The sequence below is a fragment of the Mitsuaria sp. WAJ17 genome, assembly GCF_014174515.1.
Lineage (GTDB): Bacteria > Pseudomonadota > Gammaproteobacteria > Burkholderiales > Burkholderiaceae_C > Roseateles_B.
Map to the genome: position 1 here is coordinate 22,914 of NZ_JACJUG010000002.1, position 25,925 is coordinate 48,838.

At 66.9% G+C, this 25,925-nt stretch carries 23 protein-coding genes; 20 read left to right on the plus strand and 3 right to left on the minus strand.

Translation table 11 applies throughout. The features are described 5' to 3' along the window. Window positions 1–13: 13 nt before the first annotated feature. From uppS to H5407_RS01775, 12 genes are read left to right on the plus strand one after another with little or no spacing between them, the layout of a single operon-like run. Window positions 14–739: a polyprenyl diphosphate synthase gene (gene uppS, locus H5407_RS01720; RefSeq protein WP_183102691.1), complete on the plus strand. Its 726-nt coding sequence runs from the start codon at window positions 14–16 to the stop codon at window positions 737–739. After that, window positions 740–1,585, plus strand: a complete 846-nt coding sequence (locus tag H5407_RS01725) for a phosphatidate cytidylyltransferase (protein ID WP_183102692.1) — start codon at window positions 740–742, stop codon at window positions 1,583–1,585. Continuing rightward, window positions 1,582–2,778 carry a 1-deoxy-D-xylulose-5-phosphate reductoisomerase gene (gene ispC, locus H5407_RS01730; protein WP_183102693.1) on the plus strand — a complete coding sequence of 399 codons (1,197 nt, stop codon included), beginning with the start codon at window positions 1,582–1,584 and terminating at the stop codon, window positions 2,776–2,778. The genes H5407_RS01725 and ispC overlap by 4 nt, the downstream gene beginning before the upstream one ends. After that, window positions 2,778–4,148 (plus strand): RIP metalloprotease RseP, encoded by a 1,371-nt coding sequence (gene rseP, locus H5407_RS01735; protein WP_183102694.1) that lies wholly within the window; start codon window positions 2,778–2,780, stop codon window positions 4,146–4,148. The genes ispC and rseP overlap by 1 nt, the downstream gene beginning before the upstream one ends. A 12-nt stretch (window positions 4,149–4,160) precedes the next feature. Continuing rightward, window positions 4,161–6,494 (plus strand): outer membrane protein assembly factor BamA, encoded by a 2,334-nt coding sequence (bamA, locus tag H5407_RS01740; protein ID WP_183102695.1) that lies wholly within the window; start codon window positions 4,161–4,163, stop codon window positions 6,492–6,494. Beyond that, window positions 6,494–7,003: an OmpH family outer membrane protein gene (locus H5407_RS01745; protein ID WP_183102696.1), complete on the plus strand. Its 510-nt coding sequence runs from the start codon at window positions 6,494–6,496 to the stop codon at window positions 7,001–7,003. Before bamA ends, H5407_RS01745 begins: the two co-directional genes overlap by 1 nt. After that, the gene (gene lpxD / locus H5407_RS01750) at window positions 7,004–8,041 is read left to right on the plus strand and encodes a UDP-3-O-(3-hydroxymyristoyl)glucosamine N-acyltransferase (protein WP_183102697.1); all 1,038 of its coding nucleotides are present in this window, start codon (window positions 7,004–7,006) and stop codon (window positions 8,039–8,041) included. It begins immediately after the preceding gene. Continuing rightward, complete coding sequence (gene fabZ / locus H5407_RS01755) at window positions 8,038–8,502, plus strand: 3-hydroxyacyl-ACP dehydratase FabZ (RefSeq protein ID WP_255501014.1); 465 nt, start codon at window positions 8,038–8,040, stop codon at window positions 8,500–8,502. Before lpxD ends, fabZ begins: the two co-directional genes overlap by 4 nt. Window positions 8,503–8,554: 52 nt before the next feature. Next, window positions 8,555–9,343: an acyl-ACP--UDP-N-acetylglucosamine O-acyltransferase gene (lpxA, locus tag H5407_RS01760; protein ID WP_183102698.1), complete on the plus strand. Its 789-nt coding sequence runs from the start codon at window positions 8,555–8,557 to the stop codon at window positions 9,341–9,343. A 2-nt stretch (window positions 9,344–9,345) separates the two neighbouring features. Continuing rightward, the gene (gene lpxB / locus H5407_RS01765) at window positions 9,346–10,491 is read left to right on the plus strand and encodes a lipid-A-disaccharide synthase (protein WP_183102699.1); all 1,146 of its coding nucleotides are present in this window, start codon (window positions 9,346–9,348) and stop codon (window positions 10,489–10,491) included. Then, window positions 10,463–11,089 carry a ribonuclease HII gene (gene rnhB, locus H5407_RS01770; protein WP_183102700.1) on the plus strand — a complete coding sequence of 209 codons (627 nt, stop codon included), beginning with the start codon at window positions 10,463–10,465 and terminating at the stop codon, window positions 11,087–11,089. Before lpxB ends, rnhB begins: the two co-directional genes overlap by 29 nt. Further along, the gene (locus tag H5407_RS01775; RefSeq protein WP_183102701.1) at window positions 11,086–11,865 is read left to right on the plus strand and encodes an RNA methyltransferase; all 780 of its coding nucleotides are present in this window, start codon (window positions 11,086–11,088) and stop codon (window positions 11,863–11,865) included. Before rnhB ends, H5407_RS01775 begins: the two co-directional genes overlap by 4 nt. Window positions 11,866–12,050: 185 nt before the next feature. On the opposite strand, the gene H5407_RS01780 is transcribed toward H5407_RS01775, so the two are convergent. Beyond that, window positions 12,051–12,872, minus strand: a complete 822-nt coding sequence (locus tag H5407_RS01780) for a pyruvate, water dikinase regulatory protein (protein WP_183102702.1) — start codon at window positions 12,870–12,872, stop codon at window positions 12,051–12,053. A 274-nt stretch (window positions 12,873–13,146) separates the two neighbouring features. Here H5407_RS01780 and ppsA point away from each other — a divergent pair, with 274 nt between their 5' ends. The 8 genes from ppsA (at window position 13,147) to H5407_RS01820 (ending at window position 22,320) form a co-directional block, all read left to right on the plus strand. Then, window positions 13,147–15,555 (plus strand): phosphoenolpyruvate synthase, encoded by a 2,409-nt coding sequence (ppsA, locus tag H5407_RS01785; protein ID WP_183102703.1) that lies wholly within the window; start codon window positions 13,147–13,149, stop codon window positions 15,553–15,555. 123 nt (window positions 15,556–15,678) lie between these two features. After that, window positions 15,679–17,745, plus strand: a complete 2,067-nt coding sequence (locus H5407_RS01790; RefSeq protein WP_183102704.1) for a VC_2705 family sodium/solute symporter — start codon at window positions 15,679–15,681, stop codon at window positions 17,743–17,745. A gap of 224 nt (window positions 17,746–17,969) precedes the next feature. Beyond that, entirely contained in the window at window positions 17,970–18,326 is a 357-nt protein-coding gene (gene rpsF / locus H5407_RS01795; protein ID WP_183102705.1) for a 30S ribosomal protein S6, read from the plus strand. Window positions 18,327–18,375: 49 nt separating this feature from the next. After that, the gene (gene priB, locus H5407_RS01800; protein WP_255501015.1) at window positions 18,376–18,660 is read left to right on the plus strand and encodes a primosomal replication protein N; all 285 of its coding nucleotides are present in this window, start codon (window positions 18,376–18,378) and stop codon (window positions 18,658–18,660) included. A gap of 35 nt (window positions 18,661–18,695) precedes the next feature. Continuing rightward, on the plus strand, window positions 18,696–18,986 hold the full coding sequence (gene rpsR, locus H5407_RS01805; RefSeq protein ID WP_183102707.1) for a 30S ribosomal protein S18: 291 nt from the start codon (window positions 18,696–18,698) through the stop codon (window positions 18,984–18,986). A gap of 14 nt (window positions 18,987–19,000) precedes the next feature. Next, on the plus strand, window positions 19,001–19,453 hold the full coding sequence (gene rplI, locus H5407_RS01810) for a 50S ribosomal protein L9 (protein WP_183102708.1): 453 nt from the start codon (window positions 19,001–19,003) through the stop codon (window positions 19,451–19,453). A 213-nt stretch (window positions 19,454–19,666) separates the two neighbouring features. Further along, window positions 19,667–21,088: a replicative DNA helicase gene (dnaB, locus tag H5407_RS01815; protein ID WP_183102709.1), complete on the plus strand. Its 1,422-nt coding sequence runs from the start codon at window positions 19,667–19,669 to the stop codon at window positions 21,086–21,088. Between the two features lie 62 nt (window positions 21,089–21,150). Beyond that, on the plus strand, window positions 21,151–22,320 hold the full coding sequence (locus H5407_RS01820) for a PA0069 family radical SAM protein (RefSeq protein WP_183102710.1): 1,170 nt from the start codon (window positions 21,151–21,153) through the stop codon (window positions 22,318–22,320). A 40-nt stretch (window positions 22,321–22,360) separates the two neighbouring features. On the opposite strand, the gene H5407_RS01825 is transcribed toward H5407_RS01820, so the two are convergent. Continuing rightward, window positions 22,361–24,025, minus strand: a complete 1,665-nt coding sequence (locus tag H5407_RS01825; protein WP_183102711.1) for a phosphoethanolamine transferase — start codon at window positions 24,023–24,025, stop codon at window positions 22,361–22,363. 118 nt (window positions 24,026–24,143) lie between these two features. After that, window positions 24,144–25,769 carry a response regulator gene (locus H5407_RS01830; RefSeq protein ID WP_183102712.1) on the minus strand — a complete coding sequence of 542 codons (1,626 nt, stop codon included), beginning with the start codon at window positions 25,767–25,769 and terminating at the stop codon, window positions 24,144–24,146. Window positions 25,770–25,925 lie beyond the last annotated feature (156 nt).

The following is a 25,925-nucleotide window of genomic DNA, read 5'->3' on the forward strand; positions in this document are numbered from 1 at the left end:
GCCCGTACGCGTCGTGACGGATCAGAGCAAGGCGGTTCCCCGCCATGTGGCCATCGTCATGGATGGCAACGGCCGCTGGGCGAAGAAGCGCTTCCTCCCGCGCTTCTTCGGCCACAAGCAGGGTGTGGACGCGCTGGTGCGCATCGTCCAGGCCTGCATCGATCGCAACATCGAGCACCTCACGGTGTTCGCCTTCTCCAGCGAGAACTGGAAGCGCCCCTCCGATGAAGTCTCCGGCCTGATGGGCCTGGTGCTGGCGGCGGTGTCTCGCTACCTGGCCCGCATGGGAGCCATGGGCGTGCGCATCCGCATCGTGGGTGACCGGGATGCGGTCTCCGAGAAGCTGCGCAATGCCTGGAACGAGGCCGAGTCCTCCACCCGGCACAACTGCAAGCTGACGCTTAATGTGGCCTTTAACTACGGTGGCCGTTGGGACATCGTGCAGGCTGCGCGTGCCGCCATGCAGGCGGGAGTGAAGCCCGAGGAACTGAGCGAAGCCAAGCTGGCAGAGTTCATGGCCATGAGCTATGCCCCGGACCCGGACCTCTTCATCCGCACCGGTGGCGAGGTCCGCATCAGCAACTTCCTGCTGTGGCAGGCGGCGTACAGCGAATTCGTGTTCTCGGACTGTCTGTGGCCGGACTTCGGCGAGGCCCAACTGGATGCCGCCATTGCAGCCTTCCGTGAACGGGACCGTCGATTCGGCGGCGTGAAGGCGGACGCCGCCCTGGAGGCCTGAGTGCTTGGAACCCGCATCATCACGGCTGTCGTGCTGCTGGCCATCCTGCTGCCGGCGCTGTTCGCCGGCTCGCCCTGGCCCTTCGCGGCCGTGACCCTGGTCCTGATCGCCGCCGGCGGCTGGGAATGGGGGCGCCTCAACGGTTTGGGACAGCCGGCCTCGCTGCTGATGGGGCTGGCGCTGGCGGGCCTGTGCCTGTTCACCCTGTTGGGGCCAGGTCTTGCCGCATTGCCCGCTGGCCTGTGGTGGGGCGTGGGCGGCGCCTGGGTCCTGGGCTCGTCGCAGGCCCTGCGCCTGGGGCCCTCGGGTTGGCCGCGCCTGCCGCTGGGGGCGCGCGTGGTGCTGGGCTTCGTGCTGCTGTGGGCGGCCTGGGCGGCCATCGCGACGGCGCGCGGCCTGGGCCTGAACTTCATCCTCTCGGTCTTCTGCCTGGTGTGGGTGGCCGATGTCTTCGCCTACTTCGGCGGCCGCACCATGGGCCGGCGCAAGCTGGCCCCGGCTATCAGCCCTGGCAAGAGCTGGGAAGGCGTCTGGACCGGCGTGGCGGCCGTTCTGCTGCTGGGCCTGGCCTGGACTTTCGCCCTGGAGCCGCGTGTGGCCATCGACGGCCCCAGCCTCTATGCCCGCCTGTTGACGGGCCTGGGCCTGCCCCTGGGCCTGCTGGCCCTGGTCTTCCTGTCCGCCATGAGCGTGATCGGCGACCTCTTCGAATCCCTCATCAAGCGTGCCGTGGGTGCCAAGGACAGCAGCCAGCTGCTGCCCGGCCATGGCGGCGTGTTGGACCGTGTTGACGCCTTGCTGCCGGTGTTCCCGCTGGCCCTGGCCCTGAACTCTCTCGTCGCATGAACACTTCCCGCCGTCAGCGCGTCTGCGTGCTGGGTTCGACCGGTTCCATCGGCACCAACACGCTGGACGTGCTGGCGCGCCACCCCGAGCAGTACGAGGTTTTCGCCCTCAGCGCCATGAGCCGCGTGGATACCCTGCTGGCTCAGTGCCTGCAGTGGCGCCCCCGATTTGCCGTGATGCCGGAGGAGGTCGCGGCGCTGGAGCTGCGTCGCCTGCTGCGCGAGAAGGGCAGCCGCACCGAGGTGCTCAGCGGCGCGCAGGCGCTCAGCGAGGTCGCCGCCCACCCTGAGGTGGATGCGGTGATGGCAGCCATCGTGGGTGCCGCCGGCCTGGCACCCTGCCTGGCCGCCGCGCGCGCCGGCAAGCGCCTGCTGCTGGCCAACAAGGAAGCCATCGTCGTTGGCGGTGCGCTGTTCATGCAGGCGGTGGAGCAGGGCGGTGCGACCCTGTTGCCGGTGGATTCCGAGCACTCCGCCATCTTCCAGTGCCTGCCCGAGGACCGCTCCACCTGGGCCCAGCGCATCGACCACATCGTGCTGACGGCCTCCGGCGGCCCGTTCCGCCAGCGCGACCCGGCCACCCTGGCCGATGTCACACCCGAGCAGGCCTGCGCCCATCCCAACTGGGTGATGGGTCGCAAGATCTCGGTGGACTCCGCGACCATGATGAACAAGGCGCTGGAGGTCATCGAGGCGCGCTGGCTGTTCAATCTCAAGCCCGAACAGATCCGCGTGCTGATCCACCCGCAAAGCATTATTCACTCCATGGTGGTCTGCCGCGACAACTCCGTGCTGGCCCAACTGGGGACGGCGGACATGCGCGTGCCCATCGCCTATGCGCTGTCCTTCCCGGCGCGCATCGAGTCCGGTGCTTCGCGCCTGGACCTGCTGGCCGGCACGGGCCTCAGTTTCGAGGAGGCGGACGAGCGGCGCTTCCCCGGCCTGCACCTTTCCTGGCAAGCCTTGCGCGCCGAGGAGGGCGCGACGGCTGTGCTCAACGCCGCCAACGAGGAGGCCGTGGCGGCCTTCCTGGAACGCCGCCTGCGCTTCGACCAGATCCATGCCCTCAATGCAGAGGTGCTTGAGACGGTGCATCCGCAGGCCGGTCAGTGCCAGACGCTGGAGGGGCTGTTGGCCCTGGATGCGCAGGCACGCCGGGCCGCACAGGACCGCATCGAAAAGCTGAGGGCCTGATGCTGCTGGAAGTGGTGGCCTTTGTCGTCGCGTTGGGGGTGCTGATCCTCGTGCACGAGTACGGCCACTTCAGTGTCGCGCGGGCCTGCGGCGTCAAGGTGCTGCGCTTCTCGCTGGGCTTCGGCCGGGTGATCTGGCGGCGCCAGCGCACGGCCGAATCGACCGAATTCACGCTGTCCGCACTGCCTCTGGGCGGCTATGTGCGCATGCTGGACGAGCGCGAGGGCCCGGTGCCCGTCGAGCAGCGCGGCCAGGCTTTCAACCTCAAGCCCCTGCGGCAGCGGGTGGCCATCGTCGCCGCCGGCCCGGTGGCCAATTTCCTGCTGGCAATCGTGCTCTTTACCAGCCTGGCCTGGATGGGCCAGCAGGAGCCGCTGGCCTTGCTGGGCACGCCCAAGCCCGGTGGTCTGGCCGAGCGAGCCGGCATGCGGGCCGGTGACCGCGTGATGGCAATCGCCCTGGATGGGCGCTCCTGGCAGGACATCGCCTCCGCGGCGGAGCTCCAGTGGCCGGTGATCGAGGCCATCACCGAGCAGTCTGTGCTGAGCCTGCAGCTGGCCGATGCCGGCGGTCACGGTCGGCGCGAGGTACGCCTGGACATGGCCGAGCTGGGCACGCGAGAGCCGGACCTGGCGGCCATGACGCGGCTGGGTCTCGGTGGCCCCCTGCGCGAACCCGTGATCGGCGAGGTCGCCCCTGGGGGGGCTGCCGCGCAGGCTGGCCTGCAGGCGGGGGACCGCGTGCTCGATGTGGATGGGCGCATGGTGGCCGATGCGGCCCAGCTGATCGGCAGCATCCGCGCGCATGCGCAGGCCCCGGACGCTCGCGCACAGCAGTGGCGGATCGAGCGCCGGGGTCAGGTCTTGTCCCTGACGGTCACGCCGGCCGTCGTGGAGGAGGGCGCGGTCCGCATCGGCCGCATCCAGGCCCTGGTGGGCTCGGCGCCGCAGACCGTGCTGGTGAGCCATCCTCTGGACGAGGCGCTGTTCATCGGCGTTCGCAAGACCTGGGAGCAGTCCTGGATGACGCTCAAGATCTTCGGCCGCATGCTGATCGGGCAGGCCTCGCTGAAGAACCTGAGCGGCCCCATCACCATTGCCGATGCCGCCGGGCAGGCCGCCCGCGTGGGCCTGCACCAGTACCTGAGCCTGCTGGCTATGCTTAGCGTCGGCTTAGGCGTCCTGAACCTGCTGCCGCTGCCCATGCTCGATGGGGGGCACCTGATGTATTATCTTTTCGAGGGTCTGAGCGGCCGCCCCGTGTCCGAGTGGTGGCTGGAGCGGCTGCAGCGCGCCGGTTTCTTCCTGATGCTGCTGATGATGGCTCTGGCCCTTTCCAACGACGTGACCCGCAAGCTGGGTCTGCACTGATCTCTCACCTGCATGTCTCCACACCTGACCCAGCGCGCGCGCATTCGCCCCTCCGTCCTGTCCCTCGCGCTCGCTGCCGCACTGCAGGCGGGCAATGCGTGGGCTGTCGATCCCTTTGTGCTCAAGGACATCCGGGTCGAGGGCGTGCAGCGCACCGACCCCGGCACCGTCTTCGCGAGCCTGCCCTTCCGCGTGGGGGACACCTACAACGATGAAAAGGGCGCGGCCGCACTGCGGGCCCTGTTCGCCACCGGTCTGTTCAAGGACGTTCGCATCAACATCGACGGCGACGTGCTGGTGGTGGTGATCGACGAGCGCCCGGTGATCGCCGCCGTCAGCTTCGTCGGTCTCAAGGAATTCGACACCGAGGCCCTGACCAAGTCGTTGAAGGACATCGGCATCGGCGAAGGCAAGCCCTTCGACAAGGCGCTGGCCGACCGCGCCGAGCAGGAGCTCAAGCGCCAGTACCTGACCCGCAGCCTCTATGGCGCCGAGGTCACCACCACCATCACGCCGCTGGAGCGCAACCGCGTCAACGTGGCCTTCACCGTGGCGGAAGGCGACCCGGCCAAGATCGGTGACATCCGCATCCTGGGCTCCAAGGTCTTCTCCGAGAGCACCCTGCTGGGCCTGCTGGAACAGACGACCACCGGCTGGTTGACCTGGTACACCAAGAGCGACCGCTACTCGCGCACCAAGCTCAACGCCGACCTGGAAACCCTGCGCTCCTACTACCTGAACCGCGGCTACCTGGAGTTCGCGATCGAGTCCACCCAGGTCACGATCTCGCCGGACAAGCAGAGCATCAACATCGCCATTACCGTCAAGGAAGGCCAGCCCTACACCGTGACGGCAGTGAAGCTGGAAGGCGAGCTGCTGGGCCGCGACGAGGAGTTCAAGCGCCTGGTGGGCATCAAGCCGGGCCAGGCCTACAAGGACGAATCCGTCACCGCGACCAAGCGCGCCTTCACCGACTACCTCGGCACCTTCGGCTACGCCTTCGCCCGCGTGGAAAGCCGCCCCGAGATCGACAAAACCACCGGCCAGGTGGTGGTGGCCCTGGTGGTCGATCCCGGCCGCCGCGTCTACGTCCGCCGCATGCTGGTGTCCGGCAACACGCGCACCCGTGACGAGGTCATCCGCCGCGAGTTCCGCCAGTTCGAAGGCGCCTGGTACGACGGCGCACGCATCAAGTTCTCGCGCGACCGCGTGGAGCGCCTGGGCTACTTCAAGGACGTCACCATCGACACCAGCGAGGTGCCGGGCGCGCCCGACCAGGTGGACGTCACCCTGGCCGTGACCGAGCGGCCTACCGGCAACATCATGGTGGGCGCCGGCTACAGCAGCCAGCAGGGCGTGTCCTTCACCGGCTCCATCCGCCAGGACAACGTCTTCGGTTCCGGCAACTACCTCGGCCTGGAGGTGAACACCGCCAAGACCGGTCGCGCGCTGTCCGTCTCCACCGTGGATCCTTACTTCACCGTGGATGGCGTGTCTCGCGGTGTGGATGTGTACTACCGGACCAACAAGCCCTTCAACAGCTTCGGCGAAACCTATGAGTTCGCCAGCTATGGAGGATCGTTGCGCTTTGGCGTTCCGTTTTCCGAGTTGGATACGGTCTTCTTTGGCATCGGAGTCGAGCAGACCAATATCTCGAACTCAGGTGGCCTTCCGAACATGTACAGAGAGTACGTGCGTGAGTTTGGCAACCGCAGCACGGGCGTGCCCTTCACCATCGGCTGGCAGAACGAGCAGCGCGACAGCATCATCTCGCCCACCGCCGGCAAGTACCAGCGCGTCAACCTGGAGTTGAGCGCCCTGGGTGACGCCCGCTATGCGCGTGCCAGCCTGCAGTGGCAGCAGTTCTTCCCCATCACCAACAAGTTCAGTTGGATGTTCAATGCGCAGCTGGATTGGGGCACGGGTCTGGGTGGGCGCCCCTACCCGGTCTTTAAGAACTACTTTGCGGGTGGGCTGGGCTCTGTTCGGGTGTTTGAGTCCAACTCGCTGGGGCCTGTGGACCTCACGGGTGCCTACATCGGCGGCAACCTTCGCGCCAATGTCAACGCCGAGCTCTACCTGCCCGTTCCTGGTGCAGGCAATGACAAGTCCTTCCGCCTGTTCACCTTCGTGGATGCCGGCAATGTGTGGAACACTGCCGTTTCCCGGTCCGATCTGCCTGAGGACAAGAAAAAGGATCTCAACCTGATCCGCATGTCGGCAGGCATTGGCATCAGCTGGCTGTCCCCGATGGGGCCGCTCAAGCTGAGCATGGGCAAGCCGCTTGTCAAGAGCCGCGGGGATAGAATCGAGAAATTCCAATTCCAAGTCGGGACTGCATTCTGATGAAGAGCACCTTGATGAAGTCGCTGTGCGCCCTGGCCCTGGTGGCCGCGCCGGTGATGACCTTGCAAGCCCAGGAACTCAAGATCGGCTACGTGAACCTCGAGCGCGTCACGCGTGAGAGCAATTTCGCCAAGGCCGCACAGACCAAGCTGGAAACGGAATTCAGCCGTCGCGAGAAGGACATCAAGGACGCCGAGCAGAAACTGCGCCAGGCGGCCGAGAAGTTCGACAAGGACTCCACCCTGCTCGCCGAAGCCGACCGCAGCCGCCGCCAGCGTGACCTGGCCGAGCAGGAGCGCGATCTGCAGCGCAAGAAGCGCGAGTACTCCGAAGACCTGCAGCAGCGCCGCGGTGAAGAGCTGCAGACCCTGATCGAGCGCACCAACCGCATCGTCAAGCAGATCTTCGACAGCGAGAAATACGACCTGATCCTGCAGGACGCCAGCTTCGTCAGCAACCGCGTGGACATCACCAAGAAGGTGATCGATGCGCTCAACGCCCAGAAGTGATTGGACGCCGCCGTCACCCTGGCTGACCTGATCGCCGCCTTGGGCGGCGATCTTCTTGGTGCGCCCGAAACGCCAATCCGCCGTATCGCGGCCCTGGAGTCGGCGGACGCGCAGTCCATCGCCTTCCTGGCGAATGTGCGCTACCAGTCCCAACTCAAGACCACGCAGGCCGCCTGCGTGATCGTGGCGCCCGCCCTGGCCGAAGCCGCGGCCCAGCGCCGCCCGGGGGCCGCGGTGATCGTCACGCCGGATCCCTACCTCTACTTTGCCCGGCTCACCCAGTGGTGGGCCCGCCAGGTGCGCCCGCTGCCACCGGCCCGCATCCATCCCTCCGCGGTGATCGCCGACGACGCGCAGCTGGGGCATGGCGTGGACATCGGACCCCTGGCCGTGATCGAGCCCGGCGCCGTGATCGGTGAGGGCGCCCGCATCGGCGCCCACTGCGTGATCGAAGCCCGTGCCCGCATTGGCGCTGGCAGTCGCCTGGCGCCGCGCGTGACGGTGGGGTTCGACTGCGAGGTCGGCGCGCACTGCATCCTGCACAGCGGCGTGGTGGTCGGTGCAGACGGTTTCGGCTTCGCACTGAGCCAGGGGCGCTGGGAGAAGATCGAGCAGCTCGGTGCCGTGCGCATCGGCGACCACGTCGAGATCGGTGCCAACAGCTGCATCGATCGCGGCGCCTTGGGCGATACGGTCCTGGAGGAGGGCGTCAAGCTCGACAACCTCGTCCAGATCGGCCACAACGTGCACGTGGGCGCCCACACGGCCATGGCCGGCTGCGCCGGCGTGGCAGGCAGCGCGCGCATCGGCGCCCACTGCACCGTGGGCGGCGGGGCCATCGTGCTGGGGCACCTGAGCCTTGCGGATCACGTCCATGTGTCCGCCGCCACCGTGGTCACCCGCACCATCACCAAGCCCGGCCAGTACAGCGGCGTCTTCCCCTTCGACGACAATGCCAGCTGGGAAAAGAATGCAGCAACCCTGAGACAGTTGCATGCCATGCGCGACCGTTTGCGCGCCCTAGAGAGAAAAGAATGACGACCGCGACCGACACCAAGATGGACATCCACCAGATCCTGGCCAAGATCCCCCACCGCTATCCCATCCTGCTGGTGGATCGCGTGCTGGAGATCGAGAAGGGCAAGCGCATCCGTGCGCTGAAGAATGTGTCCATCAACGAGCCCCATTTCATGGGCCACTTCCCGCACCGCCCGGTGATGCCCGGCGTGCTGATGCTGGAAGCCATGGCCCAGGCCGCCACCGTGCTGACACTGGTGAGTCTGGACACCGAACTGGACGACAAGACCGTCTGCTACTTCGCCGGCATCGACGGCGCCCGCTTCAAGCGCCCCGTGGAGCCCGGTGACCAACTGGTGCTGGACGTGACCCTGGACCGCGCCAAGGCCTCCATCTTCAAGTACACCGGCAAGGTCTACGTGGGCGATGACGTCGCCTGCGAGGCCGAGTTGATGTGCACCATGCGCCGCATCGAGGCCTAAGGCCTTCGCACTCGCCCTTCAACCGCCATCCCCGGACTCTGGAACGCAGTCGATGAGCAAGATCCATCCCACCGCCATCGTGGACCCCAAGGCCGAGCTGGACAGCTCGGTCGAGGTCGGTGCCTACACCCTCATCGGGGCCGGCGTGAAGATCGACGCCGGGACGCGCATCGGCCCGCACTGCGTGCTGGAAGGGCCGACCACCATTGGCCGCGACAACCAGTTCTTCCAGTTCAGCTCCATCGGCGCTGCGCCGCAGGACAAGAAGTACGCTGGCGAACCCACCCAGTTGATCGTGGGTGACCGCAACGTGGTGCGCGAGTTCTGCACCTTCAATCGCGGCACCTCACAGGACGCGGGCATCACCCGCGTGGGCGACGACAACTGGATCATGGCCTACGTCCACCTGGCCCATGACTGCGTGGTGGGCAGCAGGACCATCTTCGCCAACAACGCGCAGCTGGCTGGCCATGTGCATGTGGGTGACTGGGCCATCCTGGGCGGCTTCACGGTCGTGCACCAGTTCGTGCACATCGGCGCGCACAGCATGACGGGCATGGGCTCCATCCTCTTCCAGGATCTGCCGCCCTTCATCATGGCCGCTGGCAACACGGCCGAGGCCCGAAGCTTCAACCTCGAAGGCCTCAAGCGCCGCGGCTTCACGCCCGAGCAGCTGCATGCCGTCAAGCAGATGTACCGCATCCTCTACCGCCGCGGCCTGACGGTCGATCAGGCCAAGATGGAGATGATGGCGCTGCAGGGCGAGCAGGGCGAGGCCCGCGAGACCATCCAGCTGATGCTGGACTTCCTCAACACCGCCACGCGCGGCATCATTCGCTGACCATGCTTGAGGCCGCGCCCCGCCTCAGCCTGGTGGCCGGCGAGGCCTCCGGCGACCTGCTCGGTGGCCTGCTGCTGGCGGGCCTGCGCGAGCGCTGGCCGGGCCTGCAGGCGGCTGGCATTGGTGGCCCGCGCATGGCCGCGCAGGGCTTCGAGGCCTGGTGGCCGCATCACAAGCTCTCGGTCTTTGGCTATGTCGATGCACTGCTGCATCTGCGCGAGATCCTCGGGATCCGCAAGGCCCTGGGCGAGCGCCTGCTGGCGGATCCGCCGCGCGCCTTCATCGGCATCGATGCCCCCGACTTCAACTTCGCGCTGGAAGCGAAGCTCAAGGCCGCGGGCATCAAGAGCATCCATTTCGTCTGCCCCTCGATCTGGGCCTGGCGCGCCGAGCGCGTGAACAAGATCCGCGCATCGACGGACCATGTGCTGTGCCTCTTTCCCTTCGAGCCGGCGCTGCTGGCCGAGGCCGGCATCGCGGCCAGCTATGTGGGCCATCCGCTGGCGGACGTCATTCCCCTGGAGCCGCCCCAGTCCGCTGCTCGTGCCAGGCTGGGGCTGGACGAGGGGGACGCGGTCGTGGCCCTGCTGCCGGGCAGCCGCAAGAGCGAGATCCGCTACATCGCCGAGCCCTTGCTGCAGGCGGCCGTGCTGATGAGCCGGGTCCGGCCGGAGCTTCGCTTCGTGATGCCGGTGGTGCCCGGACTGCAGGACCTGGTTCGGCCTCTGGTCCGCAAGCACGCCGCAGGGCTGGACCTGCAGCTGCTTGACGGCCAGTCGCACGAGGCGCTGGCCGCCTGCGACATCACGCTGGTGGCCAGCGGCACGGCCACGCTGGAGGCTGCGCTCTTCAAGCGCCCCATGGTGATCGCATACCGCCTGCATGCGCTGAACTGGTGGCGCATCAAGGGCAAGCGCCTGCAACCCTGGGTGGGCCTGCCCAATGTGCTGGCCGGGCGCTTCGTCGTGCCCGAGCTGCTTCAGGACGACTGCACGCCAGAGGCGCTGGCCCGCGAAGGCCTGGCCTGGCTGGACGATGCGCCGCGCCGCGAGGCGGCGGTCAAGACCTTCCACCAGCAACACGAGACCCTGCGCTGCAACACCGCGCAGCGGGCGGCCGATGCCATCGCGCAAGTCCTCGCGTCCTGAGCCCCCGCACCAGCTGGGCCTGCTGTGGGACACGCCGGGCCTGACGGCCGGCGTGGACGAGGCCGGCCGTGGCCCGCTGGCCGGCCCGGTGGTGGCCGCGGCCGTCATCCTGGATGACGAACATCCCATCGCCGGCCTGGCCGATTCCAAGGTGCTCAGCGAGAAGCGCCGCGAGCAGCTCTTCGACGAGATCCGTGCCAAGGCCCTGTGCTGCTGCATCGCCGAGGCCAGCGTCGAGGAAATCGACGAGCTCAACATCCTGCAGGCAACGATGCTGGCCATGCGCCGTGCCGTCGAGGGCCTGCGCCTGAAGCCCGCCAAGGTGCTGGTGGACGGCAATCGCCTGCCCACGCTCAAGATTCCCGCCGAGGCCATCGTCAAGGGCGATGCCAAGGTGAAGGCCATCTCGGCAGCGTCCATCCTCGCCAAGGTCCATCGTGACCGCCTGTGCCGCCAATGGCATGCCAGCCATCCCGAATACGGCTTCGCCGGTCACAAGGGCTATCCCACCGCCGAGCACCTGCAGGCCCTGCGCGAGCATGGCCTGACCCCCTGGCACCGCCGCAGCTTCGGCCCCGTGAAAGCACTCCTCGAATGAAGCCCCAGCTCCAGCACATCAGCGCCCGCGACAACCCCAAGCTGCAGCGTCTGCGCAAGCTGGCGCAGGAGGCCAGCGCCTATCGCAAGCTCGGCAGCGTCTGGCTGGAGGGGGACCACCTCGCGCGGGCGGCCCTGCAGCGGGGCTGCACGCCGTCCATGGCCGTGATCACCGAGGGCGCCTGCCAGGACCCCGTGCTGTTGGCGCTGGCCGAGCACGCGCCGCTGGTGCTGGTGGTCAGCGAGGCCCTGTTCCAGGGCCTCAGCGGCCTGGAGAGCCCGGCCCGCATGGGCTTCGAGATGGCCCTGCCGTCGGACGCCGTCCTGCAGCCGGGCGTGGACACCGTGGTGCTGGACCGCCTTCAGGACGCCGGCAATGTGGGCACCATTCTTCGCAGCGCCGCTGCCATGGGCTTTCGCCAGATCGCCGCGCTCAAGGGTACGGCGGCCCTGTGGTCGCAGAAGGTGCTGCGCGCCGGCATGGGCGCGCACTTCGGACTGCGCCTGGTCGAGGGCCTGCAGCCGGCCGACCTCGATCGCCTGCTGCTGCCCCTGATCGCCACCAGCTCGCATGCCGACGAGCCGCTCCATCGTGTGCAGCTGCCCAGCCCCTGCGCCTGGGTCATGGGCCACGAAGGGCAGGGCGTGCAGCCCGAGCTGATGCGGCGCTGCACGCTGACCGTGGGCATCCCCCAGCCCGGCGGCGAAGAGTCGCTCAACGTGGGCAGCGCCGCCAGCATCTGCCTCTACGAAAGCGCGCGCCAACGATTGCTCTGAGCTTCCCCTACGCGCCTCGCGCCCTTGCAGAGCACACCGGGCCGGTCGCCCGGTCCTTCGATAGGCACAAACGCCAGGGGGGCACGCACGTCGGCACGGCTGCGTTGCAGCGGGCCCTTCCTTGTTGCTGATGCGTGCATGTCAGTTCGGAGCTTGCTTCCCACGAATCACGCGGGTCTTGCCGATCAGTAGATCAGTCGGTCCGGGCGAATGTCCCGGAGGATGGTCGTCGCGATCTCCTCGATGGACTTGTGCGTCGAGGACAGCCAGGAAATGCCCTCGCGCTTCATCATGGTCTCGGCCTCGTTGACCTCGTAGCGGCAGTTGAGGATGTCGGCGTACTTGCTGCCCGGGCGGCGCTCATTGCGAATCTGGGAGAGGCGTTCCGGGTCGATGGTCAGGCCGAAGCACTTGCGCTTGTGCGGGCTCAGCGTGGAGGGCAGCTTGCCGCGCTCGAAGTCCTCGGGGATCAGCGGGTAGTTGGCGGCCTTGATGCCGTGCTGCATGGCCAGGTACAGCGAGGTGGGCGTCTTGCCGCAGCGGCTCACACCCACGAGGATGACATCGGCGGTGTCCAGGTTCTTGGCCGACTGCCCGTCGTCATGGGCCAGGGAGAAGTTGATGGCCTCGATGCGGTCGTGATATTCCTGGCTCTTGGCCACGTCCGAGAAGCGGCCCACCCGGTGGTTGGACTTGACCTGCAGCTCTTCCTCGAGTGGCGCGATGAAGGTGCCGAACATGTCCAGCAGCAGGCCCTTGCACTGCGCGCGGACCACCTCCAGCACCTCGGTATTGACCAGGGTGGCGAAGACGATGACGCGCTGGCCTTCGCTATCGCACAAGTCATTGATCTCGCGAACGACCTGTCTGGCCTTGTCGGCCGTGTCGATGAAGGGGCGGCGCACATGGCGCGGCTTGCCGCCGAACTGCGCCAGGATCGAGTTCCCGAAGGTTTCTGCAGTGATCCCGGTGCCGTCCGAGACGAAATACACGGTGCGATTGGGCATGTCCTGTTTCTCCGGCAAACCTGGTTTCGTGGTGTTCCATCATAGAAGCTGATGCCCGTAGAATCGGCCGCATTCGATCGCTGGAAATGCCACACCCTAGCGCCATGCCGCCGTTCCTCCTCCAAGCAGAATTCAGAAATGGTGGAGCCGCGCATGCCTTTCCCTGGGTGAAGTTCGCTGCCAGTGCTGCGCCGAAGGACGCGCCGCTCGCCACCCGCGAGCCCGCTGCGCCCGGCGTGGGAGCCCCGGTTTCACAACATCACGGAGTTTTCCCATGTCCTCTCGCTTCGATGCGGCCGCCCTGGTCGTCCCGTTTGAGAATCTGAGAATGAGCGACGTCGAGGTCGTTGGCGGCAAGAACGCCAGCCTCGGCGAAATGATCTCGCAGCTCGCCGCCTCCGGCGTGCGCGTGCCCGGCGGCTTTGCCACCACGGCCCATGCCTTCCGCGAGTTTCTGAAGTTCCAGGGCCTGGATGCGCGCATCCAGAAGCGCCTGGCCGACCTCAACACCGACGACGTTCGCGCCCTGGCCGAGGCCGGTGCCGAGATCCGCGGCTGGGTCGAGGCCCAGCCCTTCCCGGCGGACCTGGAAGCGGCGATCCGCACGTCCTTTGCCGCGCTGACGGCCGACAACCTCGAGGCGACCTTCGCCGTGCGCTCCTCCGCTACCGCCGAGGACCTGCCCGACGCCTCCTTTGCCGGCCAGCAGGAGACCTTCCTGAACGTGCATGGCATCGAGGAAGTGCTGCACAAGATGAAGGAGGTCTTCGCCTCCCTCTACAACGATCGCGCCATCAGCTACCGCGTGCACAAGGGCTTCGAGCACAGCGAGGTGGCCCTGTCCGCCGGCGTGCAGCGCATGGTGCGCTCCGACCTCGGCTCGGCCGGCGTCATGTTCACCATCGACACCGAGTCCGGCTTCAAGGACGTGGTCTTCATCACCTCCAGCTACGGCCTGGGTGAGACCGTCGTGCAGGGCGCCGTCAACCCCGACGAGTTCTACGTGCACAAGCCGGCGCTGGCCAAGGGCAAGTTCGCCGTCATCCGCCGCAACCTGGGCTCCAAGCTGATCCGCATGGAGTTCAGCACGCCCGAGGAAAAGGCCGCGACCAAGAAGCTGGTCAAGACCGTGGACACCGCGCCCGAGCAGCGCAACCGCTACTCGCTGAACGATGACGAGGTCACCGAGCTGGCCAAGTACGCGCTGATCATCGAGCAGCACTACCAGCGCCCGATGGACATCGAGTGGGGCCGCGACGGCATCGACGGCAAGCTCTACATCCTGCAGGCCCGCCCCGAGACCGTGAAGAGCCAGGCCGACGGCCAGGTTGAGCACCGCTACAAGCTCAAAGGCCACAGCGTGGTGCTGGCCGAGGGGCGCGCCATCGGCCAGAAGATTGGCACCGGCCCCGTGCGCCTGGTCCACAACATCTCCGAGATGGAGCGCGTGCAGCCCGGCGACGTGCTGGTTACCGACATGACCGACCCCAACTGGGAGCCGGTGATGAAGCGCGCCAGTGCCATCGTCACCAACCGCGGCGGCCGCACCTGCCACGCGGCCATCATCGCCCGCGAGCTGGGCATCCCGGCCGTGGTGGGCTGCGGCGACGCCACCGAAAAGCTCAAGGACGGCCAGCTGGTCACCGTGGCCTGCTCGGAAGGCGATACCGGCCACATCTACGATGGCCTGCTCGAGACCGAGATCACCGAGGTGCACCGCGGCGAGATGCCCTACTGCCCCGTCAAAATCATGATGAACGTGGGCAACCCGCAACTGGCCTTCAACTTCGCCCAGATGCCCTCCAGCGGCGTGGGCCTGGCCCGCCTCGAGTTCATCATCAACAACAATATCGGCGTCCACCCCAAGGCCATCCTGGACTATCCGAACATCGATGCCGACCTGAAGAAGGCCGTCGAGTCGGTGGCCCGTGGTCACGCCTCGCCGCGTGCCTTCTACGTGGACAAGCTGGCCGAGGGTATTGCCACCATCGCCGCCGCCTTCTTCCCGCGCCCGGTGATCGTGCGCCTCTCCGACTTCAAGAGCAATGAGTACCGCAAGCTGATCGGTGGCTCACGCTATGAGCCGGATGAAGAGAACCCCATGCTGGGCTTCCGCGGCGCCTCGCGCTACATCAGCGGCGAGTTCTCCGACGCCTTCGCCATGGAGTGCGAGGCCCTGAAGCGCGTGCGCAATGACATGGGTCTCACCAACGTCGAGATCATGGTGCCCTTCGTGCGTACCGTGCGCCAGGCCGAGCGGGTGGTCGCCATGCTGGCCGAGCGCGGCCTCAAGCGCGCCGCCGCCGGCGGCACTGACGGCCTGCGCCTGATCATGATGTGCGAGGTGCCCAGCAACGCCATCCTGGCCGAGCAGTTCCTGGAGCACTTCGATGGCATGTCCATCGGCTCGAATGACCTCACCCAACTGACCCTGGGTCTGGACCGCGACTCCGGTCTGGAGCTGCTGGCCGGTGACTTCGACGAACGCGATTCCGCGGTGAAGGCCCTGATCTCCCGCGCTATCACCGCCTGCCGCGCGACCGGCAAGTACATCGGCATCTGCGGCCAGGGCCCCAGCGACCATCCGGACTTTGCGGACTGGCTGGCGCAGGAGGGCATCGTCTCGATGTCGTTGAACCCGGACAGCGTCATCGAGACCTGGCAGCGCTTGTCCAAGCGTTGAGGGGCGCTTGAGTTGAATCAGAGGGCCCCGCGGGGCCCTCTGTCTTGTCCGGTCCGACTCGCCGACACTCGGCCGGGTTGATCTTGATGCGGCCGCCGGCCGCGCTCGCGCATCATTGCTGCCATGCCTTCGCGCCCCTTGTTGCCACGCCTGAACCGCATCTACGCGGGCTTCACGCTGGGCTTCGTGCTCTTCGTCGCCCTGCTCGCGCTGCTTGAGCAGGGGGGCATGCCCAAGAGCTGGATCGGCTTCAGCTTCCTGGCGGTGACTGTGCTGGTCTATGCGGGCATCGGCATCATCTCCCGCACCACGGACCCGGAGGAGTACTTCGTGGCCGGGCGCCGCGTGCCGGCCTTCTACAACGGCATGGCGGCCGGGGCGGACTGGATGAGCGCCGCCTCCTTCATCGGCATGGCCGGCACGCTGTACCTCAGCGGCTACGGCGGCCTGGCCTTCGTGCTGGGCTGGACGGGCGGCTTCTGCCTCGTGGCCCTGTTGCTGGCGCCTTACTTGAGACGGCTGGGGCAGTTCACCATCCCCGACTTCCTGGGTCAGCGCTACGACAGCCAGTGGGTCCGCCTCTTGGGGGCCGCCGCGGCCATCGTCATCTCCTTCATCTACGTCGTGGCCCAGATCTACGGCGTGGGCCTGATCACCACGCGGCTCACCGGGCTGACCTTCGAGATCGGCGTCTTCGTGGGTCTGGGCGGCGTGCTGGTGTGCTCTTTTCTGGGGGGCATGCGGGCGGTGACCTGGACACAGGTGGCGCAGTACATCGTGCTGATCCTGGCCTATCTCGTGCCTGTGGTCTGGCTCTCGGTCAAGCAGACGGGGGTGCCCGTCCCGCAGGCGGTCTACGGCTACCAGGTGCAGCGCATCACCGAGCGCGAGCAGGAACTGGTGCGCGACCCAGGCGAGACCTCGGTGCGCGAGTTCTTCGCCAGCCGAGCCCGCGACTACGAGCGCAAGCTCCAGGACCCCGAACAAGCCCTGGCGCGCGAGCGTGCCGAGGCCTCGCGGCGCATTGCCGAGCTCAAGGCCCGCGAGGCCACGCTGGCGCAGATCCAGCAGGCCGAGAAGCAGCGCGCCGCCCTGCCCAAAACGCCCGCCGAGGCCGAGGAGCGCTGGACCCGCGCCCGCCAGCAGGATGAACACCTGGCCCGACCCCTGGCCGGCATGCCGCCCCACGCCCAGCCCTTCGCGGGCAAGCCCGACGGCACGCTGGATGAGCGCGAGGAATTCGATCGCTCGCGCCGCAACTTCCTGGCCTTGGTCTTCTGCCTGGCCGTGGGCACCGCAGGGCTGCCGCACATCCTGATCCGCTACCACACCACGGCCACGGTGCGCGAAGCGCGCTACTCGGTGGCCTGGTCCCTGTTTTTCATCGCCTTGCTCTACTTCACTGCGCCGGCCCTGGCGGTGATGGTCAAGTACGAAATCTTCAACGGGCTGATCGGCACACCCATCGCGGAGCTGCCCGGCTGGATCGGGCAGTGGATGCGCGTGGATCCGGCCCTGCTGTCCATCACTGACGTCAATGGCGACGGCATCCTGCAGCTGGCCGAGCTGCGCATCGGCGGGGACATCATCATGCTGGCCACGCCGGAGCTTGCGGGGCTGCCTTATGTGATCTCGGGCATGGTGGCCGCAGGCGGCCTGGCCGCGGCGCTATCCACGGCGGATGGCCTGCTGCTGACCATTTCCAGCGCACTGACGCATGATGTCTACTACCGCGGCGTGAACCCGCGCGCCTCGGCGACCCGGCGCGTGACCCTCTCCAAGGCCCTGCTGCTGGCCACGGCGCTCAGCGCAGCGGCCATTGCCTCGCAGAAGCCCGCAGACATCCTCTTCATGGTGGCCGCTGCCTTCTCCCTGGCCGGGGCGACCCTGGTGCCGCCCCTGGTGCTGGGTATCTTCTGGGGCCGAGCCAACAAGCAGGGCGCCCTGGCCGGCATGCTGACCGGCCTTTGCGTGACCGTGTACTACATGGTCCATGCCAGCGCCATGCTGCGTGCCAGCCTGGGCGTGCCCGGGCCGGCTCAGACCTGGTGGGGCATCCAGCCCATCTCGTCGGGCCTGTTCGGCATCCCGGCCGGCGTGCTCGTCATGCTGCTGGTGAGCTGGCTCACGCCTGCGCCCAGCCAGCAGGTGCGCGAGCGCATCGCTCTGCTGCACCAGCCGCCGCCTTGAGCTCGGACCGCCAGGCGGGCGCCACGGGGCCGGCCCTGTGTGCGGGGGCGGGTCTCGTCACTCAGGCCGCTGATCTTGCCGAATGGACAGCATTTGGTAAGTGCCGCATTTTGCGGCTACAATCGCGGGCTTTCCCTTGCCGGACCCAGAGAAGACGCTGGGGTTCGGCTTCCTCAGCCAGGCTGCCATCTCGGGAGCTCGGCTGGAATCCACAAGGAGTGTTTATGCGTCACTACGAGATCGTTCTGCTGATCCATCCGGATCAAAGCGAACAGGTTCCGGCCATGCTGGAACGTTACAAGGGCCTGATCACCACCGGTGGTGGTGTGGTTCACCGTGTCGAAGATTGGGGCCGCCGTCAACTGGCTTACCTGATCCAGAAGCTGGCCAAGGCGCACTACCTGTGCCTGAACATCGAATGCAGCAAGGAAACCCTGGCTGAGCTCGAAACCGGCTTCCGCTTCAACGATGCCGTGCTGCGCCACATGACCGTGGTCAAGAGCAAGGCCGAGACCGCTCCCTCCGTCATGATGAAGGCGGTCGAGCGCGAGGAAGCCCGCAAGGCTCCTCAGGAAGCCTAAGCCCCAGGCTCTGTCGCGAGCCGTACCCGCGTCTGCAGTGAATCAGCTATTGCTCACCGCGCAGGTACAGGAAGTCGGTTTGATCCGCTACACCCCCGCTGGCATGCCGGCCCTGGATTTCAGCCTCAAAGCCGAATCCGAGGTTCAGGAAGCCGGAAGGCCCCGCAAGGTCTCCCTGGAGATCCGGGCGGTGGTGATCGGAGAGATCGTCAAGCGCATCCAGACGCTCGGCATCGGAGGTCAAGCCCGCTTCAGCGGCTTCCTCAGCGCCCAGCGCAACGGCCGTGGAACGTTGTTCCATGTCACCGCCCTGGATGAGGCTCGTAGCGCCTGATTCGTATCCGGATTGAATAGTTAAGAGGTCACACTATGCCCCCAGCACGTGGTAAGGGTCGGTTCTCCAAGGACCGCAAGCCCAAGCGCAACCAACAATCGCTGCTGTTCCGTCGCAAGCGTTTCTGCCGCTTCACCGTCGCCGGTGTCGAGCAGATCGACTACAAGGACGTGGACACGCTGCGTGATTTCATCGCTGAAAACGGCAAGATCACGCCCGCTCGCCTGACCGGCACGCGCGCCTTCTTCCAGCGTCAGCTGACCGTCGCCATCAAGCGCGCCCGTTTCCTGGCTCTGCTGCCCTACAGCGACCAGCACAAGGTTTGAGGAGTTAAGACACCATGCAAGTGATCCTGCTTGAAAAGGTGGCCAACCTCGGCAACCTGGGTGACATCGTCAAGGTCAAGGACGGCTACGCCCGCAACTTCCTGATCCCGACCCGCCAGGCACGCCGTGCCACCGAGGCCGCGATCAAGGAATTCGAAGCCAAGCGCGCCGAGCTGGAGAAGGCTGCTGCTGAAAAGCTGGCCGCCGCCCAAGCCCTGGGTGAAAGCCTGACCGGCAAGACCATCCGCATCAGCCAGAAGGCTGGCGTGGACGGCCGCCTGTTCGGTTCCGTCACCAATGCTGACGTCGCTGACGCCCTGAGCAAGTCCGGCTTTGCTGTGATCAAGGCTCAAGTGCGCATGCCTCATGGGCCGCTGAAGGCCGTGGGCGAGTTCCCCGTGAACGTCGCTGCCCACACCGACGTGGTCGTGGAAATCACCGTCCAGGTGGTGGCCGAGGCCGAATAAGCCTTCGCCAAATCCTGATTGTGCGGCGCCTCGCGTGCTGCACAATCTCCGAAGCCGACAGCCTTCCTGGCCGTCGGCTTTTGTCATTTTGGGGGCTGTCAGTTATACAGGGCTGCCCCCATGTCATGCACAGACTTGTCCACAGCTTCGCGCCGCCGCCGGCCGTGAAGCCAGGCAGCTGGGCAAGGCAGAGCCACAGACCGACGCAGTTTCATGAACGCCATCGTTTCCCCGACCCCCGGTACCCCTCGTGACGAAGAAGTGGCCCGCCTGCGCGTGCCGCCGCATTCCGTCGAGGCGGAACAAAGCGTGCTGGGCGGCCTGCTGATCGATAACTCGGCCTGGGACCGCGCCGGTGACCTGCTCACCGAGACCGACTTCTACCGCTTCGAGCACAAGCAGATCTTTGCCGCCCTCGGCAAGTTGATCAACGCGGGCAAGCCAGCCGACGTGGTGACGGTCTTCGAGGAGCTGACCTCCCTGGGCAAGGCGGCCGACTGCGGCGGTCTCAAGTACCTCAACGACCTGGCACAGAGCGTGCCCAGCGCTGCCAATCTGCGCCGCTATGCGGAGATCGTCCGGGAGCGCGCCATCCTGCGCAAGCTGGTCACCACCAGCGACGAGATCGCCACCGCCGCCCTGGCGCCCCAGGGACGGGCCGTGACCGAGATCCTCGATGAGGCCGAAGGCAAGATCTTCCGCATCGGCGAGGAAGGTTCGCGAAGCAAGCAGGGCTTCCAGTCCATGGACCAGTTGGTCGTGCAACTGATCGATCGCGTCAACGAACTGGCCGAGCAGGGCGCCGAGGACGTCACCGGCGTGCGCACCGGCTTCTATGACCTCGATCGCATGACCGCGGGCCTGCAGCCAGGCGACCTGATCATCCTGGCCGCGCGCCCCTCCATGGGCAAGACGGCCTTCGCCATCAATATCGGCGAGAACGTGGCCATCAATGAAGGCCTGCCGGTGGTCATCTACTCCATGGAAATGGGCGCAGCCCAGCTGGCCCTGCGTATGGTGGGTTCCATCGGCCGCATCGACCAGGGCCATCTGCGCACCGGCCGCCTGGCGGATGACGAATGGAGCCGTCTCTCCGAGGCGGTGGACAAGCTCGGCAAGGCCTCCATCTTCATCGACGAGAGCCCCGGTCTTTCGCCCAGCGAGGTGCGGGCTCGTGCCCGCCGCCAAGCTCGCATGTGCGGCCAGTTGGGCCTGATCATCATCGACTACCTCCAGCTGATGAGCGGCAACGGCGGTGCCAGCGAAGAGAACCGTGCCACGGTGGTGGGCGAGATCTCGCGGGGCCTCAAGGCCCTGGCCAAGGAGCTGCGCTGCCCCGTGATCGCGCTCTCGCAGCTGAACCGAAGCGTGGAAACGCGGCCGGACAAGCGGCCCATGATGTCTGACCTGCGCGAATCGGGCGCCATCGAGCAGGATGCCGACATCATCATGTTCATCTACCGTGACGAGTACTACACCAAGGAAGAGTGCAAGGAGCCCGGTGTGGCGGAGATCATCATCGCCAAGCAGCGTAACGGCCCGGTGGGCACGGTGAAGCTGGCCTTCCAGCGCATGCACACAAAGTTCGAGAACCTGGCGCCGGGGTATGTGGGCCCGGCGGGCGACGAATACTGATCATCCCTATTCCGTGCGAGGGTGGGGGCTTGAAAAGATAGAGTACTGTATGAAAATACAGTATGTCCAGCACACTTCCCGACCCCGCCGACGCCCTCTTCGCCGACTCTGAAGGCGCTGAGGGCGTGCAGGTGCTGCCCTGGCCCCAGGCCATCAAGGGGCGCGGTAGCGCCTGGGCCATCGCCCACCGCTTCGAGCGGGACCGGCGCGAGGTCTTCGACGATGGCTGGGGCAGCCTGGACCAGCAGGTCCAGGAGCAAGACCTGCCCCCTGAAACACAGGTGATCGAGGAGCAGGCGCGCAGCATCCTTTCCAGCAACCAGTCCCCGGACATCGTCTTCGACATGTCCATCAACCCCTACCGGGGCTGTGAGCACGGCTGCATCTACTGCTTTGCACGACCCACGCACAGCTACCTGAGCCTGTCGCCGGGCCTGGACTTCGAGACCCGCCTGGTCGCCAAGGTCAATGCCGCCGAGCGGCTGCGCGCCGAGCTCTCGCGCCCGCGCTATCAGCCCCGCCTGCTGTGCATAGGCACCGCCACGGATGCCTACCAGCCCATCGAGCGCCGGCTGGGCATCACGCGCCAGGTGATCGAGGTGCTGGCCGCGCACCGCCATCCCTTCTCGCTGGTCACCAAGTCCTCCGGCGTGGAGCGGGACCTGGACCTGATCGCGCCTATGGCCGCCCAGGGCCTGGCGGCGGTCTATGTCTCCATCACCACGCTGGACCCGGCCCTGGCGCGCATCCTGGAGCCGAGGGCTGCCGCGCCGCACCGGCGCCTGCGGACCCTGCGTACCCTGGCCGAGGCGGGGGTGCCGGTGGGGGTGAGTGTCTCGCCCCTGATCCCCTTCATCAACGAGCCCGAGCTTGAGCGCATCCTGGAGCAGGCAGCCGAGGCCGGTGCGCGCTCGGCCTTCAGCATTCCGCTGCGCCTGCCCTGGGAGGTGAACCCGCTGTTCCAGGACTGGTTGCTGCAGCACTACCCGGACCGCGCGGCCCGGGTCATGGCCCGCCTGCGCGACCTGCGCGGCGGCCGGGACAACGACCCCCGCTTCGGCAGCCGCATGCAGGGGGAAGGGCTTTGGGCCGAGTTGCTGCAGCAGCGCATGCGCAAGGCCTGCACGCGCCTGGGCCTGAACCGGGAACGCACGCCCATGGACCTGACCCTCTTCATGCGACCGCAGGCGCCGCTTGCGGGGCCGGCGGCGGCACAGGGCGAGTTGTTCTAGTGCTGGACTGAAGCGCCTGCCACCGCTGCAGGGGCCGGGCTCACGAGGCCTTGCGGCAAGTGCGCATCAGGTCCCACTCGGGCCGGTAGATGGCACTGCGCACCTCGGCCAGGCCCAGCACGGTGTGGCTCAACCAGTCGTGGGACAAGGGGCGGTCCAGCTGCTCGCGCAGGCAGCGCCTGTCCACGCCAAAGCGCTGCGCACTGGTCTCGGGCAGCCACACGATCCAGGGCACCTGGGTCTGTTCCTTGGGCGCTACGGCATAGGGCACGCCGTGCAGGTAGAGATTGTTCTCGCCCAGGGACTCGCCATGGTCTGACACATACAGCAGGCTCACGTCGAAGCCCTGCTGACGCTCCAGCCAGGCGATGGTCTCGGCCAGCACTGTGTCGGCGTAGACCAGGCTGTTGTCATAGGCGTTGAGCACCTGCTCGCGCGGGCACTGCTGCAGGGCATTGCTGCGGCACTCGGGCTGGAAGGGCTTCTGACCTGCCGGCGAGCGCTTGAAATAGGCCGGCCCATGGCTGCCCATGGGATGCATCACCAGCACCACGCCCCGCTTGCGGCGCTGCGCATCCAGGGACTGCAGCCGCGTGTCGAGGTCGTGGAGCAAGGCCAGGTCCAGGCACTCGCCGCCTTCGCAGAGCCCTGGGGGGAAGGGCGACGAACCTGCGGCCTGTGTGGCGTGCGCATGCGGCACGCGCTCGCACAGGCCCTTGCAGCCGCTCTGGTTGTCCAGCCACAGCACGGCCAGACCGGCACGATGCAGGGCGTCGAGCAGGTTTTCCTGGTCGGCGCCCTGGTCCAGGTAGGCGCTGCGCCCCAGGTGCGAGAACATGCAGGGGAGGGATGCCGCCGTGCTCGTGCCGCAAGCGCTGACCTGGCGGAAGCTGAACACGTCCAGTCCGGCCAGTCGCGGGTTGGTGGGCCGTCCATAGCCGTTCAGGGAAAAATTGGCGGCGCGCGCGGTCTCGCCGACCATCAGCACCAGCAGGCGGGGGCGGGCCTGCGGGTCGCTGGGCTGCCATCGGGCATCGGCCGCGACCACGGCGGGCGGGCCCGCGGGCGCCTTGTTCGACTCGACCGCCACAACGCCCAGGGACCAGAACGAGGCCAGCGGGTTGATCATGTAGCGCAGCGCGGGGTGGTTGCGCATGGTCGAGGCCAGGTCGGCGTAGCTGCTCATGGCCAGGCCCACCATGAGCGCGAGGCCGCCGATGAATCCGGCGAGGTTCAGGCCCAGCCGCTTCGCCCAGGCCTGGGGCGCCACCGGCCGCTGCCAGAGCCAGACGGCGGGCAGCAGGCCCAGCACCACCAGGCTGGCCAGCAGGCGCAGGCTCAGCAGGTCCCGCGTTTCCTTGGCATCGGTCTGCAGAACGTTAACCATCATGGTCGGGTCCATCACCGTGCCGTAGGCGCCCATGAAGTGGGCTGCGGCAGCCGCACTGATCAGGCACAGCAGCAGCACCGGTTTGAAGAGCCGTGGCCAAGCCAGCAGGCTCAGCAGTGCGCCATGCAGGGCGATGACCATGCCGGCGAACAGGGCGATGAAGCCCCAGCCCTTGCCTCCCTGCAGCTCGGGCAGGGCCAGCATGCGCTGCCACAGGGGCCAGTTGGCCAGCAGGCCCAGCCAGAGGGCGGCGAGCCAGCTCAGCGTGAGCGGAGACCAGTGCTTGGCCTGGGCTTGGAAATTGGATCGCTTCATGCAGTAGACCTGGGCGTGAGACGCCCGGCATTGTGGCCCAGACCGATGACCGAACCGGCGGTCGCGAGGTCCGGCCGGGTGCTTTCAGGGCCTGCCGGGACGGCAGGCGGCAGGGCCTTCAGCTGCGCAGGGCCAAGCCACCGGCCTGGCGCACATTGCGCCGCGAGATGGTCACGCCCAGAGGCAGGACGAAGCGCTTCTGCAGGGCCTCGATCTGGACGTTGAGGTCCTCGGCGTCCTCGATCTTCTCGGCATGGCGTTTCAGCACGGCCTGGGCCATGTCAATCAGCTTGGCGTTGCGCGTTTCTCCGCCCTGCTGGATCAGCAGCTCCACGCCCGTGCGGGCGCTGCCGCGCATGGTGTGCCGCATGGCCGTTTCGGCGATGCCGAAGATGCGCGCATGGCATTCGCGCAGCTCGGTCATGGCCATCTCCTGTTTCTCGCACATGGCGATCAGCACCTCGGTGCTGGCCTTGGAGGTGCAGTAGCGCAGGCCGATGCGGGTGATCAGGTCCTTGATCTCCTCCAGCTGGATTTCCTGCCCCGAGAAGCGGATCCAGAAGGCCAGCAGCAGGCTGGCCGCTTCGAGGTCGAAGGCGTCGCTGCCCAGCTCCTGGCTCATGTCGCGAGCCAGCTGCAGGGCATCGGCCACGCGGCGCTCGTACAGCAGGCGCAGGCCCTGGATCATGGCGCCGAAGCGCTGCAGGCGCATGGCCTTGGGCGCCCGCTCGATCTCGCGCAGCATGGCCTCATGCACCAGCTTGAGGTTCTTGCCGTCGCGCTGGTCGAAGCGCATCAGCGCGATCAGGACCAGGGTGAACATGTCGAAGAGCTTGGAGCGCAGGCCATTGATCATGGCTCGCTCCAGCTGTTTCAGGGCCTCGTCGCGCTCTCCGGCATAGAAGGCCAGCGTGCCCGCACGCTGCTGGCGCAGCAGGCAGCCGGGCGTGAGATTGGCCGCGGTGCGGTAGGTGCGCAGGGCGTCGGTGATCTCGCCCTGTTCCATCTGCACGCGGCCCATGACGTCATAGGAGTCGGCATGGTCGGGCATGTCACCGATCAGGGCCTCCAGCGTGCGCTTGGCCGCCACGAGATTGCCCGAGGCCAGCTCGGTGCGGGCCACGCCCAGGCGCGCCCAGGGCACGGTCTTGGCCTCGATGATGGCGTCGTAGAGGGCGCGTGCATCCTCTAGCCGGTTCAGGCGCAGCAGCAGCTCGGCGCCTATGCGCGCCGCATAGAGCCAAAACTGGGCGCGCTCCTCGAAGCGCTTCAGGCACAGCTGCGCGGCAAGCTCGAAGTTCTGCTGCTCGATGGCCTCGAAGATGTCCTTGAGCACCCGCTTGCGGTGGCGCGCATTGCTCAGCCGGTCAGACAGTGAGGCACTGGTGTAGGGCTTGATCAGGTAGGCGTCCAGGGCCGCCTCGGCCGCCTCGGCAACCTTGGCGTAGGTGGCCTCGCCGGTCACCATCACGAAGACGGTGGAGTAGGGCAGCAGGTTCTCGCGGCGCAGCTCGTCCAGCAGGTCTTGGCCGGACATGTCGGAGCCGTCGAAGTGGTAGTCGCACAGGACGATGTCATAGGCCTTGTGCTCCAGGATGATGCGGGCGTCCTTGACCCGCGTGGCCTGGCGCACCGTGCCTACGCCCAACTCACGCAGCTGCGCCGCCATCAGGCTGCGCGAGGTGGCGTTGCTGTCGATGACCAGGGCGCAGGCGTCCTGGATGTCCTTGTCGAGCATCTGCATGGGTCACTGGGGGTGTCCCGCCATGGGGCGATTCAATCCTGAACTCTTTCGACGATCTTCGACCAATTCCTGCGCGACTTGATGCTCAATATCCCGCAAGGCTGCGGCCAAATTACCACGCTGCAAAGAAATCGAGCCCCTCAAGGGGGGCTCGCA